Raw genomic sequence first — 21,142 nt, forward strand, 5'->3', positions numbered from 1 at the left:
GCCTGTCGCTCCCATCCGAATAGAAGGAGACGGAATCGTGTCCACGGTGAACAGCTTCGGTGCCAAGAGCACCCTGACGGTCGGCAGCACCGACTACGAGATCTTCCGCATCGACACGGTGCCCGGTTTCGACAAGCTCCCTTTCAGTCTCAAGGTCCTCCTCGAGAACCTGCTTCGCACCGAAGACGGCGCGAACGTGACGAAGGCGCAGATCGAAGCCCTGGGCTCCTGGGATGCCGCGGCTGAGCCGAGCACCGAGATCCAGTTCACGCCGGCCCGTGTGGTCATGCAGGACTTCACCGGTGTTCCCTGCATCGTCGACCTCGCCACCATGCGCGAGGCCGTCACGGCGCTGGGTGGCGACGCGAACAAGATCAACCCGCTCTCGCCCGCCGAGATGGTCATCGACCACTCGGTGATCGCCGACCTCTTCGGCTCGGAGAACGCTCTCGAGCGCAACGTCGAGATCGAGTACGAGCGCAACGGCGAGCGCTACCAGTTCCTGCGCTGGGGCCAGACGGCCTTCAGCGACTTCAAGGTCGTTCCCCCGGGGACCGGCATCGTGCACCAGGTGAACATCGAGCACCTGGCCAAGGTCATCTACGACCGCGACGTCGACGGCGTGCTGCGCGCATACCCCGACACCTGCGTCGGTACCGACTCGCACACCACCATGGTCAACGGTCTGGGCGTGCTCGGCTGGGGCGTCGGCGGCATCGAGGCCGAGGCCGCGATGCTCGGCCAGCCCGTGTCGATGCTCATCCCGCGCGTGGTCGGCTTCAAGCTCTCGGGCGAGATCCCGGCCGGTGTCACGGCGACCGACGTCGTCCTCACGATCACCGACCTGCTGCGCAAGCACGGCGTCGTCGGCAAGTTCGTCGAGTTCTACGGCGAGGGCGTCGCCTCGGTGCCGCTCGCGAACCGCGCCACCATCGGCAACATGTCGCCCGAATTCGGTTCGACCGCGGCGATCTTCCCGATCGACGACGTCACCCTCGACTACCTGCGCCTGACGGGTCGCAGCGAAGAGGCCGTCGCGCTGGTCGAGGCCTACGCCAAGGAGCAGAAGCTCTGGCATGACGCCTCTCAGGAGCCCGTCTTCAGCGAGTACCTCGAGCTCGACCTCGGCACCGTGGTGCCGTCGATCGCCGGCCCGAAGCGCCCGCAGGACCGCATCCTCCTCTCCGACGCCAAGTCGCAGTTCGAGCAGGACATCCTCGCGTACGCCTCGGCATCGACGTCGGACTCCGTCGTCGATCTCGAGTCGAAGCACTCCTTCCCGGCATCCGACCCCGGTTCGGTCCCCGGCGAGGAGGAGCCCACCACGACTCGTCCCGTGCACATCAACAGCGGAGCTCCGGCGCACGCGTCGAAGCCCGTGCCGGTCACGACTCCGTCCGGTGAGAAGTACATCCTCGACAACGGCGCGGTCACTCTCGCGGCGATCACCTCGTGCACCAACACCTCGAACCCCTCGGTGATGATCGCCGCGGGTCTGGTCGCCCGCAAGGCGCTCGAGAAGGGGCTCAAGCAGAAGCCGTGGGTCAAGACCACACTCGGCCCCGGATCCAAGGTCGTCACCGACTACTACGAGAAGTCCGGTCTCGACAAGGACCTCGAGGGCCTCGGCTTCTACACCGTCGGCTACGGCTGCACGATCTGCATCGGCAACTCGGGCCCGCTGATCGAGGAGGTCTCCGCGGCCATCAACGATCACGATCTCGCCGTGACCGCCGTGCTCTCCGGAAACCGCAACTTCGAGGGACGCATCAGCCCCGACGTGAAGATGAACTACCTCGCCAGCCCGCCGCTGGTCATCGCCTATGCGCTGGCAGGGTCGATGCACTTCGACTTCGAGAACGATGCGCTCGGCAAGGGAACCGACGGCGAAGACGTCTTCCTCAGGGACATCTGGCCCAGCCCGGCCGAGGTCCAGGAGCTCGTCGACTCGTCGATCTCGCGTGAGCAGTTCATCAAGCAGTACTCCACCGTCTTCGACGGCGACGAGCGCTGGCGCAGCCTGCCCACCCCGGACGACGACATCTTCCAGTGGGACGAGAACTCGACCTACGTGCGCAAGGCGCCGTACTTCGACGGCATGACGATGGAGCTCACCCCGGTGCGCGACATCGAGGGAGCGCGCGTCATGGCGACGCTGGGTGACTCGGTGACGACCGACCACATCTCGCCTGCCGGCAACATCAAGCCCGGCACCCCTGCGGCTCAGTACCTCACCGAGCACGGCGTCGACCGCAAGGACTTCAACTCCTTCGGATCGCGCCGCGGCAACCACGAGGTCATGATCCGCGGAACGTTCGCGAACATCCGCCTGAAGAACGTCATGGTCTCGGCCGTCAACGACGGCCAGGTCGTCGAGGGTGGCTTCACCCGTGACTTCACGAAGCCCGGTGGACCGCAGTCGTACATCTACGACGCGAGCATGAACTACCAGGAGCAGGGCACGCCCCTCGTCATCTTCGGTGGCAAGGAATACGGCTCCGGCTCGTCGCGAGACTGGGCGGCCAAGGGCACGAGCCTGCTGGGCGTCAAGGCCGTCATCACCGAGAGCTTCGAGCGCATCCACCGCTCGAACCTCATCGGAATGGGCGTCGTCCCGCTGCAGTTCCCCGCAGGCGAGAGCTGGGAGTCGCTGGGTCTCGACGGCACCGAGGTCGTCTCGATCACGGGTCTCGAGGAGCTCAACAACGGCACCACTCCGAAGACGGTCCGTGTGACCGCCACCCCGACCGAAGACTCGCCCGAGGGCAAGCAGGTCGTGGAGTTCGACGCGGTCGTCCGCATCGACACCCCCGGTGAGGCGGACTACTACCGCAACGGCGGAATCCTGCAGTACGTGCTGCGTTCGCTGGTCTGATCACAGCGACGACGAGGGCCCGGTTCTTCTGAACCGGGCCCTTTCGCGTGTGCGGGTCCGTGTCAAGGGGCGAGGCGTTCTCCGAGCTTTCACGGATGGCCGCGGTAGGATCGATCAGGCTTTCGAACCGGAATCGGATGCCGCCAACGGTGCCTAAGAGGAGGTGCAGATGCCCATTCTTCCGAGCATCTCAGGACCCCGTGATCTCGACTCCCTCTCGACGGAGCAGCTCATCGAACTCGCCGGCGAGGTCCGCGAGTTCCTCGTCGAGAACGTGTCCCGTACCGGCGGACATCTGGGCCCCAACCTCGGAGTGGTGGAGCTGACGATCGCTCTGCACCGGACCTTCTCGTCGCCCGACGATCCGTTCATCTTCGACACCGGCCACCAGTCCTACGTGCACAAGCTGCTCACGGGACGCCAGGACTTCTCGTCCCTCCGCGTCCGCGGTGGACTCGCGGGCTACCCCCAGCGCGGCGAGAGCCTGCACGACGTGGTCGAGTCCTCCCACGCGTCGAGCTCTCTCAGCTGGGCCGACGGAGTCTCCCGTGCGCTGACCGCGACCGGTCGCGGCGATCGTCACGTGGTCGCGGTGGTCGGCGACGGTGCGCTCACGGGCGGCATGACGTGGGAAGCCCTCAACAACATCTCCGACGACAACGACCGCAATCTCGTGATCGTCGTCAACGACAACGGGCGCTCGTACGCTCCGACGATCGGCGGGATGTCGCGGTACCTCAACCGCGTGCGCACCGCCGCGGCCTACAAGGACCTGCATCACAAGTCGGACCGGCTCTTCCGGGCGTTCGGGCCCGTCGGTCGCGCGGTCTTCCGCGGCGTGCGTGGTGGCACCCACGGCTTCCTGTCGCGTTTCACCAACAACGAGGCGCTGTACTCCAACCTCGACATCAAATACCTCGGTCCCGTCGACGGGCACGACCTCCCGGCACTCCTCGAGACCCTCGAGCTCGCGAAGTCCTATGGTGCACCGGTCATCGTGCACGCCATCACGGAGAAGGGCCGCGGATACCAGCCCGCCCGAGACGACGAGGCCGACCAGTTCCACGCTGTCGGGCGCATCGATCCGACCACGGGCGAGACGCTCTCGTCGGGCGGCACCGGCTGGACCGACGTGTTCTCCGACGCCCTGGTCTCGGTCGGCGAGCGTCGCGACGACGTCATCGCCATGACGGCAGCCATGCTGCGCCCGACGGGGCTCGCTCCGTTCGCCGAGCGCTTCCCCGACCGTGTGTACGACGTGGGCATCGCCGAGCAGCATGCGGTGGCCTCCGCCGCTGGCCTCGCGTTCGGCGGACTGCATCCCGTCGTGGCCCTCTATGCGACCTTCATGGGACGCGCGTTCGACCAGGTGCTCATGGACGTCGCGCTGCACCGCGCGGGCGTCACCTTCGTTCTCGATCGTGCGGGTGTCACCGGACCCGACGGGCCCAGTCACCACGGCATGTGGGACCTCGCGATGCTGCAGATCGTCCCGCACATCCGCATCGCGGCACCACGAGACGCCGCGCGGCTGACGGAGGCTCTCGACGAGGCCGTCCTCGTGGACGACGCCCCGACGGTGATCCGCTTCCCCAAGGGCGACGTCGCGCCCGAGCTGCCGGCGATCGAGCGCCTGCACGACGGCGTGGACGTGCTGGCCAGGGGTGAGTCGGAGGATGTCCTGCTGGTGGCCATCGGCCCGTTCGCAGCTCTCGCGATGGATGTCGCCGAGCGGCTTCGTGCCCAGGGCATCGGCGCGACGGTCATCGACCCCCGGTGGGCGATTCCCGTGCAGCCCTCGATCGTGAGCATGGCCGCGCGGCATCGCCTCGTGATCACCATCGAAGACGGCATCCGCGTCGGCGGCATCGGCACTCGCGTTCGTCAGGTCCTTCGCGAAGCCGGCATCGACACGGCCGTCGACGAGCTGGGGCTGCCGGACGAGTTCATCGATCATGCATCGAGGGACCAGATCCTCGCGGATGCCGGCCTCACCGCGTCGAAGATCGCGCAGGACGTCGTCTCTCAGGTGCTCGGAACGCGAATCCCCGTTGCACGGGATGCGGGCGCGAACGGATCGATCGACCTGCCGCTGCACGAGCGGAGCTGATCGACGTCGCATTCCGGTCCCGGCCGAGAATGGCCGAGGAGTCAGCGAACCCGACGATCAGTTCAATGCGTGGAGGGCGGCGACCGCCTGGGCCCCGCGATCGGAGTCACGGAGAGCGGTCGAGAGCAGGTAGCCGTCGGTCAGGGCATCGCCGGTGACCATGACGCGCACGAGCTCGACTCCGCACGCCCGGCGCACCTCTTCGGCGCTGGCAGCGATCACGCGGGTGTTGATCTCGTCGTTGTGCGGCAGCTCGGCGCCGTCGAGTCCTCGGATGACGTCTCGCAGCGCCGCACCGACGATGTTCGAGGCGCGCTCCTTGACGTTGACGACATCGAGTTCGAAGACCCGGAGATCTCGCCCGGTCGGGATCGGACGCCACTCGAACGAGGCATGCACGCGGTGCTGATGTCCGTTCGCCCCGGTCATCTCGCGCGCGGGCAGATCGGTGGCACGGCACCGCACGTCGATGAGGCGGTACCAGTAGAAGAGTGGGAATGCGCCGTGGGATCCCGGGTCGAGCACGACGACCTCTCCGACCGCTCCGCCTCGGGATGACGGGCGACGCTGCGGTCGGTTGCGGATGATCGGCTTGCCGTTCCGCGTGCGGATCGCAGCCCACCCCTCATCGACCGTGACGATGAAGATCTTCAACAGCGCCGGCACGACCAGCAGGATCGTGAGGATCGCAGTGCCGGTCTTGAAGAGACCCGACATTCCCTTGCCGCCCAGCATCGAGAGGAGCATGTCCATGCCACCACTGTGCCCCCTCGAGCGCGGGCGGATCGCCATCTTCGAGGCGCACGCGAAGGTGTTCATGCGCTGTTCCGCGCTCGTTACCCGGCCTGCCGCGAGGCGGATAGGGGGCGGGTCGGCCGCGGTGGTGCGGCCCTGTCAGGAGAGGGCGGCGAGTATTTCGGCGACGGCGGATTCGACGGCTGTACGCTGCCGCTCGCGGTCCGCGTCCACGAGGCCGACGCGCGTGCGCCGGTCGAGCACATCATCCGCGGTCATCGCGCCCTCGGCGCGGACGGCGAACTCGATGGTGGCGCGCGACACAGGCCCGCGGCCCACGCTGTCGCCGGCGGGAACGGCGACGGCGGTGTCGGTGAGCCGCAGGGTCGCCGTGTTGCTGGGGCCCGCGCCGAGTCCTGCCGTCTCCACGGCCAGGTCGACCGCGTCCTCGGCCATCCGTCGGTAGGTGGTCAGCTTGCCGCCGAGCACGTTGACGAAGCCCTTCTCCGAGACCTCGACGAGATGACGACGGGAGATATCCGCCGTCGAGGTCGCGCCGGTGTCGACGAGTGGGCGCAGCCCGGCGAATGATCCGCGTACCTGGTCCCGAGTGATCGGCACGGACAGCACTCGGTTGAGGTTCGTGAGCAGGAACGCGATGTCGCCCTCGGTCGCCACAGGAACGCGCGGCACCGGCCCCGGCGCGTCCTCGTCGGTGAGTCCGACGATCACGCTTCCGTGCTGCTGCGGCAGCGCGAAGACGTAGCGGCTGATCGAACCCTCGTGCGGAATCGTCAGCGCGGCCGACGGGTCGCCGAGATCGGCGGCATCGAGCACGATATGCGTCCCGCGACTGGGCCGCACCGTGATCGACTCATCGAGACTCCCGGCCCAGACACCGGTGGCGTTGACGACCGCTCGCGCCCGGATATCCAGGCGCTCGTCCGTCAGCACGTCCTGAGCGATGGCGCCGTCGCGGCGCAGCTCGAGCGCCCGCACCCGTGTGAGGATGCGAGCGCCGTGACTCGCCGCAGTCCTGGCTACCGTGACGACCAGGCGCGCATCGTCGACGAGCTGACCGTCGTACGAGAGCATCCCTCCTCGCAGGCCCGCTCGGGAGAGCGAAGGGACGAGGCGCTGAGCCGTTCGAGCCGAGACGAGGCGCGGCGGTGGCAGGAACCGGCTCGGCGTGCGGGCTCGTATGCGCAGCAGGTCTCCCATCGCCATCCCGACAGTCCCGGCCGCACGCTGGCGCGCGGTCACCCCGGTCGTGAAGGGCAGGAGCTGGCCGAGCGGACGGATGAGGTGCGGTGCGATCCGCGTCATCAGGAGGTGTCGCTCGACAGCGCTCTCCTTGGCGGTGGCCACATCGCCGGTGGCGAGATAGCGAAGTCCGCCATGCACGAGTTTCGAGCTGAAACGGCTGGTGCCGAACGCGAGGTCCTCGGCCTCGAGAAGAGTGACGCTCAGACCCCGTGCTGCGGCATCGAGCGCGACGCCGACACCCGTGATGCCCCCGCCGATCACGAGGACATCGACCGTCTCGTCGCCCGTCCGGCGGAGTTCTGCGTCCCGACGCGCGACGTTGAGGTCGGGGGAGTGAGAGGTCATGGCCGGAGCAGCCCGTCGAGTGCGGCGCGCAACTCGCGCTCCCACGAGTCCTCGGAGAGGAGCTCTGAGACCGTCCCGTGCGAGAGCACCGCAGACTGGGCGATGAGCAGCAGCATGACGGCGATCTCATTCGGATCACCCCAGCGGACTGATCCGCCCCGCTGCGCCGATCCGATCGCCGTGGCCAGCCAGCCCAGGATCAGTCGCTGGCTCGACCCCACCCGCTGCAGCGTGTATCGGGTGAATGCTTCGGGCTCTTCAGCGAGAAGCCGCCCGTACACGGCGTCTGCCCGGAAGAGCGCGGTGAAGCGCAGGACGTCGTCGACCAGCTCGCTTCGGGTGGTTGCATGAGCCGGGAACCGGTCGAGGATCACTGCGACTCTGCGCAGCAGCGCTGCGCGGACGACATCGTCGGCATCGCTCCAACTGCGATAGATGGTGGGCCGACTGTGACCGGCACGGCGAGCGAGCTCTGCGATCGTCAGGCCGTGCACTCCTCGGCGAACGATCAGCTCATCTGCGGCGTCGAGGATGCGCGATTGCGTGGCATCCCATTCGGGCGCTGAGGTGCCGACGTCGGCCAGTACTTGACGTTCTTCCATGATGTGTCACACTGTAACGCATGAGCGGAGAGAACGGCAGGGTCGCCGTGCGGTCGGAGATGCGCTGGAACGGCTGGGGCGATCCCGCTCGGGCATCAGATCTGCCGCGTGCCGTGCGCATGCTTCTGCCCTTGCTGCTCGGACGCCCGCAGAAGCCCGCGACGGCGGTGAACCTCGCCGAGGTGCGGGTCGAGCCGTCCGCACTGCTCGACGGCGATCTTGAGGCGCTGAGGGCGGTGGTCGGGGCAGAGCACATCGACACGGCGGATGAGTCGCGGATCCGCCATGCAGGGGGCCGCTCGACACCGGATCTGCTCAGACGGCGGCAGCGGGAACAGGCGTCTCCGGATGCCGTCGTGCTGCCAGGAAGCCACGATGAGGTCGCGGCGCTGCTCCGCGTGTGCGCCGACCGGGGGATCGCCGTGATTCCGTTCGGGGGCGGAACGAGCGTGGTCGGCGCTCTCGACCCCGATCGAGGCGCGCACCGCGCGGTCATCAGTCTGGACCTGCGGCGGCTCTCGGGCCTCATCCGTCTCGATGAGGTGAGCGGCGAGGCCTGTCTCGCCGCGGGGACCACCGGTCCGGAAGCTGAGGCGCTGCTCGCTGCTCAGGGCTTCGAACTCGGCCACTATCCGCAGAGCTTTCGCTACGCCACGATCGGCGGGTTCGCCGCTGCGCGTTCATCGGGGCAGAACTCGGCGGGGCATGGGCGATTCGACACCATGGTCACCGGCCTCAGAGTCGCAACCCCGACCGGGGACATCGATCTCGGTCGATCACCGGGCTCCGCTGCCGGTCCCGATCTCATCCGAGTCTTTCTGGGGTCGGAGGGCATCTTCGGGGTGATCACCGAGGTGCGTGTTCGAGTCCATCCTGTCCCCCGAGAGCGCGTCCTCGAGTCGTGGAGCTTCGCGGACTTCTCGCATGGTGTCGACGGGCTGCGACAGGTGGCCCAGAACGGAGGCGGCCCCACGGTCATTCGTCTCTCCGATGAGGCCGAGACCGCCGTCAGCCTCGCCCAGGTGGGCCGGATCGGGAAGGCGCTCGCGAAGGGCGCGAGCATCGTCACCGTGTACGAGGGCGACGGCATCGCCGAGCGTCGGGCGCGGACCTCCGAGATCCTGACGGCGGCAGGTGGCGTGTCATCCGGAGCGAGCGGCGCGGAGGGATGGCTCGACGGCCGATTCGACGGCCCCTATCTGCGTGATTCCCTGCTGGATGCGGGGGTGTTCTGCGAGACGCTGGAGACGGCGACCACGTGGTCGAACCTGCACCACCTCCGAGCGGAGATCACGGCCGCTCTTCGCAGCGGCTTCGCGGCGGCCGGTGCCAAGTCCTATGTGATGTGCCACATCTCACACGTCTATCCGACCGGAGCCTCCCTGTACTTCACGGTGCTCGCGAACCTTCGGTCCGACCCCCTGGAGGCGTGGGCGGAGATCAAGCGACGGGTGAACGACTCGATCATCGCGGCGGGTGGCACGATCAGCCATCACCACGCCGTCGGTCGCGATCATGCCCCATGGCTCGAGAAGGAGATCGGCGAGACGGGCGTGCGGATCCTCGCGGCCATCAAGCGCGAGCTCGACCCGACGTGGATACTCAACCCGGGGGCGGTCATCATGTCGGATCGGTCGGCCTGACATGGCTGAGCACATCGCCGTGCTGTCGAACCCGTTCGCCGGCAAGGGGCGCGGAGCGCATCAGGCCGAAGCCGCGCTCGCCCACCTCCGCGCCCGAGGTCTGGACGTGCGCGTCTACACGGGAGAGTCGGCCGCGTCCAGCCGGATCCTGGTGGCACAGGCGCTCCGTGAGAGTCCTCGCGTGCTCGTCGTCGTCGGAGGAGACGGCACGCTCTCCGCCATCCTCGACGCGGTGTGCGCAGCCGGGGTGCCGGTCGTCCTGGTGCCGGCCGGCACCGGCAACGACCTCGCTCGAGCTCTGGGTCTGCCCCGCCGCGACCCGGTCGCCGCGGCGGAGCTCGTGCTGACCGGCGTTCCCCGAGCGATCGACATCGGTGAGATACGCGCGGCGGGTCGCGTCGATCCATTCCTGACGATCGCCGCGCTCGGGTTCGATGCGAAGGTCAGTGATCGCACCAACCGGCTGCGCTGGCCGCACGGTGTGCTGCGCTACTACCTCGCCCTGATCGTGGAGCTCGTGCGCCTCCGGCCGATGGAGTTCACGGTCTCCGTCGACGGCGCCGCGCCCATCCACGCGCCCGGCACGCTCGTCGCTGTGGGCAACACCGAGAGCTACGGCGGGGGCATGCCGTTGTGCGTCGGCGCCGCCGCCGACGACGGGCTGCTCGACATCGTGCAGGTCGCGCCGCTGACTCGGCTTCGGCTGCTGCACCTGTTCCCGCTGCTGTTGCGCGGAGCGCATCTGACCAGACCCGAGGTGACCCGTCGCCAGGCTCGTTCCGTGACGGTGAGCGCCCCGGGGCTCGTCGTCTACGCCGACGGAGAGCGCATCGCCGAGAGCGAGTGCACCATCGGAATCCGCCGGTCGGCTCTGACGATCCTGGTGCCCACGACTGCGCAGGAGCAGCGATGAACGATACCTCGCGCGATGCGCAGGACAGCGGGGCCTTCGACGACGAGGTCGTCGTCATCGGCTCGGGGTTCGGCGGCTCGGTGGCCGCATTGCGGCTGGTGGAAAAGGGCTATCGCGTGCGCGTGTACGAGGCGGGTCGTCGCTTCGAGGACGAGGACTTCCCGAAGACCAACTGGAACGTCCGCCGCTATCTGTGGGCGCCGAAGCTCGGATGCTTCGGCATCCAACGCATCCATCGTCTGCCTCATGTGATGATCCTCGCGGGAGCAGGGGTGGGCGGGGGCTCCCTCAACTACGCCAACACGCTGTATCAGCCCGGCGGCGCGTTCTTCGATGACCCGCAATGGAGTGCTCTCGCGGATTGGGAGACCGACCTCGCGCCGCACTATGCGACAGCGAAGCGGATGCTCGGAGTGGTGGAACGCTATCCGCACACGGGCCCCGTCGAGCGCATCATGGCGGGCGCAGCCGACGACCTCGGAGTGGGCAGCACATTCCGCAACGCACCTGTCGGGGTCTGGTTCGGCAAGCCCGGCGAGCGCACAGCGGACCCCTTCTTCGGAGGGGAGGGTCCGGACCGCACAGGCTGCACGCTCTGCGGCAACTGCATGGTCGGATGCCGCGTCGGCGCCAAGAACACACTGATGAAGAACTATCTCGCCCTCGCAGAGAAGCGCGGTGTCGTCATCGAGGCGTTGCGCACCGTCACCGAGGTGCGCGAACTCCCCGGCGGTGGCTTCTCGGTGACGACGGAGCGAAGCGGGGCATGGTTCCGGAGCGAGCGCCGCACCGTCCGCGCACGCCAGGTGGTGCTGGCAGCGGGGACCTGGGGCACGCAGCAGCTGCTGCATCGGATGAAACGCGCCGGAGCCCTCCCACGGGTGTCGGACGCGGTCGGCCGCCTCACCAGGACCAACTCGGAGGCTCTCGACGGCGCCGTCGCCGTTGCTGTCCCGGCTTCCCTCGAGCTCGCGCGCGGCGTCGCGATCACGACCTCGTTCCACATCGATGCGAGTACGCACGTCGAGAATGTGCGGTATGGGCCGGGATCGAACCTCATGGGGGCGCTCGCGTCGATCATGGTGCCCGGTGATCGCGGTCTCGGACGACGACTGGCGAGTCTGATCGCTCAATTCGTGCGTGCGCCGATCCGTCAGCTGCGTCTGGGCTCACTTCGACGCTGGAGTGAACGCGGCATCATCGCGCTCGTGATGCAGACGGTCGACAACTCCCTCTCGCTGTCACTCCGGCGACGGTTCGGGCGGCTGGTCATGACCAGTGCACAGGGACACGGCGAACCGAACCCCAGTCATCTGCCGCAGGCGCACCGCGCGGCCGCGGCGATCGCAGCGCGGGTCGAGGAGGAAGGCGGCGTTCCGGCTGCGGCCCGAGGCTCGTGGCCCGAGGTCTTCGGCATCCCGCTGACTGCTCACTTCCTCGGAGGCGCCGTGATCTCGTCCACCCCCGAGACCGGCGTGGTCGATCTCTACCATCGGGTATGGGGTCACCCGGGGTTGCACGTCGTGGATGGCGCCGCCGTGCCGGCGAACCCCGGGGTCAACCCGTCGCTGACGATCACCGCGCTCGCCGAGCGCGCTCTGTCGCACTGGCCCCGCCGCGGCGAGGCCGATCAGCGCCCGCCGCTGTAGACACGACGGAGGGGGGCGCCTGATGGCGCCCCCCTCCGATGTTCAGATCAGCGGTTCTCGATGCCGCGGATCTGCGGCGTGTGGAACTCGCCGCCGAACGCCCGCTGCGAGGCGCCCTCACGGTCGAGGTACGGCGATGCGCCGCCGTCGATGAACGGCCAGCCGGCTCCGAGGATGAGGCACAGATCGATGTCCTCGACCTCGGGCACGACGCCCTCGTCGAGCATCAGCTTGATCTCGCTCGCAAGGCCGTCCTGCACGCGCTGCAGAATCGTCTCTGCCGACGCCGGCGTCTTGCCGACGGCGGGCTTCAGCAGCTTCTCTGCCTGCTTCGTCCAGCCGGTGACGCGACCGCCCTTGTCCTTCTCGACGACCGCATCGAGCTCCGCGAGCGCATGGAAGTTCTCGTTCGCATAGAAGCGGTCGGGGAACGCGTGCGCCATCGTGTCCTGCACGTGAGCGGCGACCTTCCAGCCGACCAGGTCGATCAGCTGGAACGGACCCATCGGAAGGCCGAGCGGCGCGAAGGCCTTCTCGACGTCCGTGATCGGGGTGCCCTCGTAGACCGCGCGAGCTGCTTCGCCCATGACCTTCGCCAGCAGCCGGTTCACCACGAAGCCCGGGGCGTCGGCGGTGAGCACCGCGTTCTTGCCCAGGTTCTTGGCGACGACGAACGCCGTCGACAGCGCGGCCTCGGAGGTGCCCGGTGTCTTCACGATCTCGATCAGCGGCATCACCGCGACCGGGTTGAAGAAGTGGAACCCGACGAGGCGCTCGGGGTGAGCGAGCTTCGCGCCGATCTCTTCCACAGACAGCGACGAGGTGTTCGTCGCGAGGATGGCGTCTTCGGCGATGACCTTCTCGATCTCGCCGAACACCTGCTGCTTGACGCCGACCTCTTCGAAGACGGCCTCGATGACGAAGTCGCAGTCGGCGTAGAGGCTCTTGTCGGTGGTGCCGGTCACGAGCGCCCGGAGCTTGTTGGCGGAGTCCGCGTCGAGGCGACCCTTCGCCTCGAGCTTGCCGATCTCCTCGTGGATGTAGGCGACTCCCTTGTCGACGCGCGCCTGGTCGAGATCGGTGATCAGCACGGGCACCTGCAGCTTGCGCACGAACAGCAGCGCGAACTGGCTGGCCATCAGGCCGGCGCCGATGATGCCGACCTTGCTCACCTTCTTGGCCAGGGCCTTGTCGGGAGCGCCGACCGGGCGCTTCGCGCGCTTCTGCACCAGATCGAAGGCATACATCGAGGCGGCGAACTGGTCACCCGTCACGAGATCGGCGAGGGCCTCGTCTTCTCGGGCGAAGCCCTCGGCCTTCGTTCCGCTCTTCGCCTTGTCGAGCAGGTCGAGTGCGGCATACGGAGACTTCGGAACCGTGCCGATCTTCGACTCGAGCATGCCTCGGGCCATCTTGATCGCGATCGGCCACTTGGTGAGTCGTTCGATCTTGCCCGGCTCGTTCTTGCGCTCGACCTTCTTGCCCCCGAGGACCGCATCTGCCCAGGCGAGAGAGTTCTCGAGGTAGTTGGCCGCGGGGAAGATCGCATCGACGATGCCGAGATCGAAGGCCTGCTGCGGCTTCAGCATCCGGTTCTGCTTGAGCGGGTTCGAGATGACGACCTCGAGAGCGTTCTCGATTCCGATCAGGTTGGGCAGAAGATACGCCCCACCCCACCCGGGGATGATCCCGAGGAAGACCTCGGGGAGCGCGATCGCCGCTGCGGAGGCGTCGACCGTGCGGTAGCTGGAGTTCAGCGCGATCTCCAGACCGCCGCCGAGCGCGAGGCCGTTCACGAACGCGAACGACGGCACTCCGAGCTCGCCGAGCTTGCCCAACACCTTGTGACCGAGCTGCGCGATCAGGCGGGCGTTGTCACGCGAGCCGACCTTGCTGATGTCGGAGAGGTCGGCGCCGGCGGCGAGGATGTACTGCTTGCCGGTGATGCCGACCGCCTGGATCTCTCCAGCAGCGGCGCGGACGGCGAGCCCGTCGAGGGTCTCGCCGAGAGCGGTGAGCGTGGCGGGTCCCAGAGTGTTCGGGCGGTTGTGGTCGCGTCCGTTGTCGAGGGTGATCAACGCGAGGACCTTGCCCGACGCGAGGCGGATGTCACGCACGGGGGAGTGCGTGATCACCTCGCCGTCGGTGAGAGCCTGGATGGGGGAGAAGTCGACATTCGCGTACTGCTCGGAAATCGAGTTGGCCATCGGGCTTACTTCCTCTTCTTGCCGTCGTAGTGCGGGTTCTCCCAGATGACGGAGCCGCCCTGCCCGAGACCGACGCACATGGCCGTCAGGCCGTAACGCACGTCGGGGCGCTCGGCGAACTGCGCCGCGAGCTGGATCATCAGACGCGCACCGGATGCCGCGAGGGGGTGACCGAGTGCGATGGCGCCGCCCCACTGGTTGACACGGGGGTCGTCATCGGCGATGCCGAAGTGATCGAGCAGCGAGATGACCTGGATCGCGAAGGCCTCATTGAGCTCGAACAGGCCGATGTCGGCGATCGTCAGTCCGGCCTTCTTCAGGGCCTTCTCCGTCGAGGGGATCGGTCCGATTCCCATGATCTCGGGCTGAACGCCGGCGAAGGCGAACGAGACCATGCGCATCTTCGGCGCGAGGCCGAACTCCTTCACGGCTCCGCCGCCGGCGAGCAGCGACATCGTCGCGCCGTCGGTGAGCGGCGACGAGGTTCCTGCCGTCACCCGACCGTGCGGGCGGAAGGGCGTCTTCAGGGCGGCGAGGTCGTCCATCGTGGTCTGCGGACGACGACCCTCGTCCTCGGTGGCGAGACCCCAGGCGCCGTCGGCGCCCTTGGTCGCGACCGACACGAGATCGGGCTGGATCTTTCCGGCGTCGTAGGCCGCCTGCACCTTGTGCTGGCTGAGCATGCCGAACCGGTCGGAGCGCTCCTTCGTCAGGTGCGGGAAGCGGTCGAAGATGCGCTCCGCCGTGACGCCCATGTTCAGGGCACCGGGGTCGACCATGCGCTCGGCGACGAATCGCGGGTTGGGGTCGGCGTTGCCGCCGATCGGGTGGTGGCCCATGTGCTCGACACCGCCGGCGAGAGCGAAGTCGTACATGCCGACGCCGATCGACGCGCCCATGGTCGTGACGCTGGTCATCGCGCCGGCGCACATGCGCTCGACGGCAAGTCCTGGCACAGTCTGCGGAAGCCCCGCGAGAATCGCCACGGAACGGCCGAGGGTCAGACCCTGGTCTCCGGTCTGACTGGTCGCGGCGATGGCGACATCGTCGATGCGGTCGGCCGGGACGGCTGCGTTCCGCTCCATGAGGCCGATGGTCGCCTTGACAGCGAGGTCATCAGCGCGGGTGTTCCAGTACATGCCTTTTTCGCCGGCGCGCCCGAAGGGGGTGCGCACTCCATCGACGAAGAAGACGTCCGATATTTCGGCCACTCTGCCTCCAAGTTTGTGCGGTGGCCTCAGTCTATGGAGGGCCGGAAACGGGGAGGAATCGGTTGGATCGAACCTACGAAGCGTCCGACGGGGGCTCGTCGGGTGTTTGCGCGGCTTCTACAAAGGCGTCGGCGATCTTCTGTGCAGTCTGTGCAATCTGCCAGGGGCGGGCACCGAGCTCCGCGAGCGCGTCGCCGATGGCTTCCGGCGTCGTTCCCGGCACGTCCCAGGCCACCCGGCGGAGGTGATCGGGGGTGAGCAGGTTCTCCGTCGGCATTCCGAGCTCCTCAGCCGTGGCCTCGACGACGGGGCGCGCGGCCTTGAGGCGCGCATCGGCCTCCGGATTGCGGTCCGACCATGCCCGAGGCGGCGGCAGCGTGTCGCTCGGAACCCGCTCACGGGGCAGCTCCTCCGTGGTGCGTCCATCGACCATCGCCTGCCACCAGCGATCGAGTTGCGTACGGCTCGCTCGACCTTGGAAGTCCTTGATGCCTGCCAGCGCCTGCTTGCTCTGCGGGTTCGCGAGCACCGCAGCGATCAGTGAGCGATCCGGCACCAGACGTCCCGGAGAGACATCCTGATCCTGCGCGAAGGCCTCGCGAGCCTGCCACAGCGAGCGCGCGACGGCCAGGTTGCGCGCACCGCGCACCTGGTGGAGCCCGCTCAGGCGACGCCAGGGGTCTTCGCGCGGAGGCTTCGGGAGTCGGGTGAGCGTGGCGGCGAACTCCTCGGCGGCATACGCGGTCTTGCCCTGCTCTTCGAGCTCCGCCTTCAGCGCCTCATAGACGTCGATCAGGTACAGCACATCGAGCGCCGCATACTCGAGCCAGGCAGCGGGGAGCGGTCTGGTCGACCAGTCCGCCGCAGAGTGCTCCTTCTTGAGGGTGATGCCGAGCGTGTTCTCCACGACGGCAGCGAGACCGACTCGTTCGTGACCCAGCAGACGCGATGCGAGCTCGGTGTCGAAGATCTCCTGTGGCAGCAGATCGAGTTCGCGAAGCGAAGGGAGATCCTGGCTGGCTGCATGGAAGACCCAGAGCACATCGCCGATCGCCTCCTGCAGCGGGCTGAAGTCGCCGAGCGCCGGGGGGTCGAAGAGGAAGACCCCCGCGTCTCGGCGGAAGACCTGCACGAGATACGCCCGCTGGGAATAGCGGAATCCGGATGCCCTCTCGACGTCGACGGCGACAGGGCCTGTGCCTGCGGCCAGTGCAGCGCACGCTGCACGGAACTCCGAGACGTCGGAGATCACGGAGTATTCAGTCACGTGCTGCCTTTCGCGCGCCGATAACGGCGATGCCCTCGGAACCCGGCGGAAGACCCGCCAGCATCCCGACCAGTTCGACCCAGGCCTCGACATGGGGTGCGAAGGGGCCCTCGGGTGTCCAGGACGCCCTCAACTCTATCTGTGCGCCGTCTCCTTCGACGGCGAGGCCACCGAAGCCCTTCGAGAGGGTCTTGGTCGACGTGCCGGACTCGGAGTGATAGCCGGCGCCCCTGGAGTCGAGCGCGTCGACGAGCCACGACCAGGTGACATCGGCGAGCAGGGGATCGGTGCCGATCTCCGTCTCCAGCGGAGCCTGGGCGAAGATCACGATTCGCCAGTCGCCGTCCCATGCTGCCGGGTTGTCGGGATCATGCAGCAGCACGAAGCGTCCGGTGCCGTAGGCGGACTCTCCGCTGTCGTCTGGGCGGACGTCTGCGGCGAGCGCGAGGGCGTGCGGAGCCAGGCCCTGTGGTGTGGGTATCTCGCGGATGGTGATGTCTGCGCGGAAGGCGATATCGCGCAGTTCGGCCACGGCGGCGTCGAAGATCGTCCCGGCATCGGGGTGAGCGGTCACGGCAACAGGCTAGAGTCAGGAAGCGATGAAGAGTCTCAGGCACGCCGTTGCGCTCCTTGTCCCTGCACTGCTCGCTCTCGGGACGGCACTGGCCCTGCTCGTCTTCAGCGTGGCCCGCCGGGTCGTGATTCCGAAGAAACGACCGGCCGACGTCGAGATCCTCGCGGTCGACACCGGCGCGCAGACGATCGAGCTCACTCGAACACGAGACACCGAGCTGCCGGGGCGTTACGGTCTCTTCACCTCGGGCACGTATGGGTACGTCAAGCTCGGTGCGGTGCTCAGCGCCGACGCGACGACCGTGCGGCGCAAGCTGCTCACGCAGATCGAGCCCGGCGCCCGCGTCGACAGGAGTGCGGGATTCAGCGGCTGGTACTACTCGACGCCCAGCGAGCTGCACCTGCCATGGCAGAACGTGCTCATCGGGTCACCGGCGGGTCCGTGCCCCGCGTGGCTCTTCCGCGGCGAGTCGTCGACGTGGGTGGTCCAGGTGCACGGCCGCGGAGTCACCCGTGCCGAGTGCCTTCGCGCAGTCCCCGTGCTGCACGCGGCGGGCTTCCCGAACCTCGTCGTCTCGTACCGGAACGACGGCGAGGCTCCACGCAGCCGAAGCGGCTCCTACGCGCTGGGGGCCGCCGAGTGGCGCGATGTGGACGCCGCTGTCTCGTACGCGCTGCGCCACGGCGCTGAGCGCGTGATCCTGATGGGATGGTCGATGGGGGGTGCGGTCGCTCTGCAGACCGCACTGAACTCGGGCAACCGCGACCGCATCGCCGGACTGATCCTCGAGTCGCCCGTGATCGACTGGCGCAGCGTGCTGCGCTTCCAGGCGCGAGCGGCGGGAATGCGCGCGCCGCTGCCGGATCTGGCTATGAGCGCGCTGTCCGTTCCGCTGACCGCGCGGCTCAGCGGCGCTGAGAACGCGATCTCGTTCGACAGCCTTGACATAGTGGCGCGCGCGGATGAGCTGAAAGTGCCCATTCTCATCCTGCACAGCGATGACGACGGATTCGTGCCGGCCGACGCGTCGCACGCGCTGCAGCAGGCCCGCCCGGATCTCGTCACCATGCCGGCATTCTCGGGCGCTCGGCACACCAAGATCTGGAACTACGACCAGACCGGGTGGAGCGACGCCATCACCGGATGGCTCGCCGCTCAGGGCTTCAGCGCTTCTGCCTGACCTGCTTCTTCGCGCGCATGAGCATTCCCGTCATGCCGCCGATGCGCAGGGGCGACACGGCTCTGGTGAGCCCGATCGACTGCGGGTAGTCGTCGGGGATCGCCAGGACCTCGTCAGCAGTGAGGCCGGTGATGCCCTGCACGAGAATGCTCGCGAAACCGCGCGTGGTCGGTGCCTCGGGCGGAGCCGTCGCGTGCATCGTGACCACGCCGTCATTCACCTCGACGTAGATGTAGACGGGGGATTGGCACTCCGCGACGCGCTCGCACATCTCCGGGTGGTTCGCGACCTCCTCGGAGACCTCGGGCAGCTCGTCCGAGTACTCCAGCAGGAGCAGCAGACGATCCGCTTCGGGGGTCTCGAGGAATCCGTCGCGGATCTCAGCGAGGGTGTCAGGAAGTTCGCTCTTGCTCATCCCCGCCATCCTCCCACGGTCAGAGGGATCCGGGCTCCGATCCGGTGACGATCGGGACGCGCACCGCGCTGCCCCACTCGGTCCACGAGCCGTCGTAGTTGCGGACGTTCTCGAAGCCGAGCAGGTGCCTGAGCACGAACCAGGTGTGGCTGGAGCGCTCACCGATGCGGCAGTACGCGACGACGTCGTCGCCGTCCGTGAGCCCGGCGCCGTCGCGGTAGATCGCATCGAGTTCGGCACGCGACTTGAAGCCGCCGTCCTCTGCGACCGCCTTGGCCCACGGCACGCTCTGAGCAGTCGGGATGTGGCCTGCGCGCAGAGCGCCCTCGTCGGGGTACGCCGGTGCGGTGGTGCGCTCACCGCTGTACTCCTCGGGGGAGCGGACGTCGATCAGGGGGCTGCCGATGTGTGCGAGAACATCTTCCTTGTAGGCGCGGATCACAGAGTCATCGCGCTCGACGACGGGGTACTCCGTCGGTGTGATCTGCGGTGCGTCGCGGGTGATCTCTCGACCCTCCGCGATCCAGCGATCGCGACCGCCATCGAGCAGTCGAACGTCCTCGTGGCCGAAGAGCGAGAAGACCCAGAGCGCGTAGGCGGCCCACCAGTTGTTCTTGTCGCCGTAGATCACGACCGTGTCGTCGCGGGAGATGCCCTTGCTGCTGAGCAGCTTCGCGAACCCCTCGCCATCGACGTAGTCGCGGACGACCGGGTCGTTGAGCTCGGTGTGCCAGTCGACCTTCACGGCGCCCGGGATGTGACCGGTCTCGTAGAGGAGCACATCCTCGTCGGATTCGACGACGACAAGGCCGGGCGTGCCGAGGCGCTCGGCCAGCCACTCGGTGGTCACGAGCCGGCCGGGCTCGGCATACTCGGCGAACTTGGACGAAGTGGTGTCGAACTCGATGGCCACAGGGATCTCCTCAGACGGTGAGCGGCGATGATGCAGGGGTGACGGCGTAATGTGGAGCCGATACTTCGACGATAGATCCACGCCGCGCGCCCTGCACCGGATTCGTAAGACTTCGACACAGGTGCGCCCCCGATACAGGACCGTGATGACCGACACGCCCACCCGCACGGGCATCGTGCACCTGACAGATCGACAGCCGACCGTCACCGGTCCCGAGATGCTGGCCAGCCTCGTGCCGCCGCCGCAGTTCGACGGCGCCACGTTCGAGAGCTATCGCGCCGACGAGGCGTACCCGTCTCAGGAAGAGGCGAAGGAGACACTGATCCGCTTCGCCGGACGAGGCGCTCCTGTGAAGCGCGGTGGATTCTTCGGCCGAGCCAAGAAGGAGCCCGAGACGAAGCCGGGCGTCTATCTCGACGGCGGCTTCGGCGTCGGAAAGACCCACCTGCTGGCCTCGATCTATCACGCGATGCCCGCGCGCAGGAAGTACTTCGGCTCGTTCATCGAGTACACGGCTCTGGTCGGCGCGCTGGGATACAAGAACACCGTCGACCTGCTCAAGGGCGCCGATCTGCTGTGCATCGACGAGTTCGAGCTCGACGACCCGGGCGACACCATGGTGATGACGCGCCTGATCGGCGAACTCGTGCCGACAGGCACCAAGCTCGCCGCAACCTCGAACACGCCGCCGAACGCGCTGGGAGAGGGACGCTTCGCCGCGCAGGACTTCCTGCGTGAGATCCACGCGATGTCGGACAGCTTCCAGACGATCCGCATCGACGGCGTGGACTTCCGCCAGCGCGCTCTCGACGGGCACGCCGTCGTCAGCGATGACGATGCGTACGACCGCGCGATCGAGGATGGGGCCGGCCGGGGCATCGCATCAGACGACTCGTTCGCCGATGTGATCCGTCACCTGGCTCGCGTGCACCCCTCGCGCTACCTCCGGATCATCGCAGGACTCGACCTCGTGGGCCTGAAGGACGTGCGAGTTCTGACGGACCAGTCCGAGGCTCTGCGCTTCGTCGCGTTCGTCGACCGTGTGTACGACGCGCAGATCCCGATCGTCGCCACCGGTGTGAGCCTCGACCAGGTGTTCGCGGAGGAGATGCTGAGCGGCGGATACCGCAAGAAATACCTGCGTGCTATCTCCAGACTCAATGCACTTACACACGCGGATCGCAGTGTCGCGTAACGCGATGTTCACACACGCGGCGTCTCTGTAACGCCGCCGCAA

At 67.7% G+C, this 21,142-nt stretch carries 16 protein-coding genes; 7 read left to right on the forward strand and 9 right to left on the reverse strand.

What is annotated here, in order from left to right; translation table 11 throughout:
• Window positions 1-37: 37 nt before the first annotated feature.
• Both OPU70_RS02120 and dxs read left to right on the forward strand, forming a co-directional pair.
• Window positions 38-2,875 carry an aconitate hydratase gene (locus OPU70_RS02120; RefSeq protein WP_042540223.1) on the forward strand — a complete coding sequence of 946 codons (2,838 nt, stop codon included), beginning with the start codon at window positions 38-40 and terminating at the stop codon, window positions 2,873-2,875.
• 169 nt (window positions 2,876-3,044) lie between these two features.
• Window positions 3,045-4,985: a 1-deoxy-D-xylulose-5-phosphate synthase gene (dxs, locus tag OPU70_RS02125; RefSeq protein WP_042540225.1), complete on the forward strand. Its 1,941-nt coding sequence runs from the start codon at window positions 3,045-3,047 to the stop codon at window positions 4,983-4,985.
• A gap of 57 nt (window positions 4,986-5,042) precedes the next feature.
• On the opposite strand, the gene OPU70_RS02130 is transcribed toward dxs, so the two are convergent.
• The 3 genes from OPU70_RS02130 to OPU70_RS02140 form a co-directional block, all read right to left on the reverse strand.
• Window positions 5,043-5,738 carry an SPFH domain-containing protein gene (locus tag OPU70_RS02130; RefSeq protein WP_042540289.1) on the reverse strand — a complete coding sequence of 232 codons (696 nt, stop codon included), beginning with the start codon at window positions 5,736-5,738 and terminating at the stop codon, window positions 5,043-5,045.
• A 141-nt stretch (window positions 5,739-5,879) separates the two neighbouring features.
• The gene (locus OPU70_RS02135; RefSeq protein WP_498557061.1) at window positions 5,880-7,331 is read right to left on the reverse strand and encodes a glycerol-3-phosphate dehydrogenase/oxidase; all 1,452 of its coding nucleotides are present in this window, start codon (window positions 7,329-7,331) and stop codon (window positions 5,880-5,882) included.
• Window positions 7,328-7,933, reverse strand: a complete 606-nt coding sequence (locus OPU70_RS02140) for a TetR/AcrR family transcriptional regulator (RefSeq protein WP_498557062.1) — start codon at window positions 7,931-7,933, stop codon at window positions 7,328-7,330. The genes OPU70_RS02135 and OPU70_RS02140 overlap by 4 nt, the downstream gene beginning before the upstream one ends.
• A gap of 20 nt (window positions 7,934-7,953) precedes the next feature.
• On the opposite strand from OPU70_RS02140, the gene OPU70_RS02145 reads away from it, so the two are divergent.
• From OPU70_RS02145 to OPU70_RS02155, 3 genes are read left to right on the forward strand one after another with little or no spacing between them, the layout of a single operon-like run.
• Window positions 7,954-9,576: an FAD-binding oxidoreductase gene (locus tag OPU70_RS02145; protein ID WP_498557063.1), complete on the forward strand. Its 1,623-nt coding sequence runs from the start codon at window positions 7,954-7,956 to the stop codon at window positions 9,574-9,576.
• A 1-nt stretch (window position 9,577) separates the two neighbouring features.
• Window positions 9,578-10,489, forward strand: a complete 912-nt coding sequence (locus tag OPU70_RS02150; RefSeq protein WP_042540231.1) for a YegS/Rv2252/BmrU family lipid kinase — start codon at window positions 9,578-9,580, stop codon at window positions 10,487-10,489.
• A complete protein-coding gene (locus tag OPU70_RS02155; protein WP_498557064.1) occupies window positions 10,486-12,138 on the forward strand; it encodes a GMC oxidoreductase in 1,653 nt (550 codons plus the stop codon). The genes OPU70_RS02150 and OPU70_RS02155 overlap by 4 nt, the downstream gene beginning before the upstream one ends.
• Window positions 12,139-12,185: 47 nt before the next feature.
• Here the strand turns inward: OPU70_RS02155 and OPU70_RS02160 are convergent, their stop codons facing one another.
• The 4 genes from OPU70_RS02160 to OPU70_RS02175 all read right to left on the reverse strand — a co-directional run bounded on the left by OPU70_RS02160 (window position 12,186) and on the right by OPU70_RS02175 (window position 17,397).
• Window positions 12,186-14,345 (reverse strand): 3-hydroxyacyl-CoA dehydrogenase NAD-binding domain-containing protein, encoded by a 2,160-nt coding sequence (locus tag OPU70_RS02160; protein WP_309688793.1) that lies wholly within the window; start codon window positions 14,343-14,345, stop codon window positions 12,186-12,188.
• Between the two features lie 5 nt (window positions 14,346-14,350).
• Complete coding sequence (locus tag OPU70_RS02165) at window positions 14,351-15,556, reverse strand: thiolase family protein (protein WP_498557065.1); 1,206 nt, start codon at window positions 15,554-15,556, stop codon at window positions 14,351-14,353.
• Between the two features lie 73 nt (window positions 15,557-15,629).
• On the reverse strand, window positions 15,630-16,823 hold the full coding sequence (locus OPU70_RS02170) for a ribonuclease D (RefSeq protein WP_042540239.1): 1,194 nt from the start codon (window positions 16,821-16,823) through the stop codon (window positions 15,630-15,632).
• A complete protein-coding gene (locus tag OPU70_RS02175; protein ID WP_042540241.1) occupies window positions 16,816-17,397 on the reverse strand; it encodes a DUF3000 domain-containing protein in 582 nt (193 codons plus the stop codon). The genes OPU70_RS02170 and OPU70_RS02175 overlap by 8 nt, the downstream gene beginning before the upstream one ends.
• Before the next feature lie 25 nt (window positions 17,398-17,422).
• Here OPU70_RS02175 and OPU70_RS02180 point away from each other — a divergent pair, with 25 nt between their 5' ends.
• Complete coding sequence (locus tag OPU70_RS02180) at window positions 17,423-18,577, forward strand: alpha/beta hydrolase family protein (RefSeq protein WP_498557066.1); 1,155 nt, start codon at window positions 17,423-17,425, stop codon at window positions 18,575-18,577.
• On the opposite strand, the gene OPU70_RS02185 is transcribed toward OPU70_RS02180, so the two are convergent.
• Together OPU70_RS02185 and OPU70_RS02190 are read right to left on the reverse strand one after the other, a co-directional pair.
• Complete coding sequence (locus tag OPU70_RS02185) at window positions 18,561-18,992, reverse strand: SufE family protein (RefSeq protein WP_056377665.1); 432 nt, start codon at window positions 18,990-18,992, stop codon at window positions 18,561-18,563. The genes OPU70_RS02180 and OPU70_RS02185 overlap by 17 nt on opposite strands.
• A gap of 19 nt (window positions 18,993-19,011) precedes the next feature.
• Window positions 19,012-19,905 carry a sulfurtransferase gene (locus tag OPU70_RS02190; protein WP_042540247.1) on the reverse strand — a complete coding sequence of 298 codons (894 nt, stop codon included), beginning with the start codon at window positions 19,903-19,905 and terminating at the stop codon, window positions 19,012-19,014.
• A 145-nt stretch (window positions 19,906-20,050) separates the two neighbouring features.
• Here OPU70_RS02190 and zapE point away from each other — a divergent pair, with 145 nt between their 5' ends.
• Complete coding sequence (gene zapE / locus OPU70_RS02195; protein ID WP_079112861.1) at window positions 20,051-21,100, forward strand: cell division protein ZapE; 1,050 nt, start codon at window positions 20,051-20,053, stop codon at window positions 21,098-21,100.
• The last annotated feature ends 42 nt before the right edge of the window (window positions 21,101-21,142 follow it).

The sequence above is a fragment of the Microbacterium sp. SWDP-B6 genome (genome assembly GCF_059803615.1).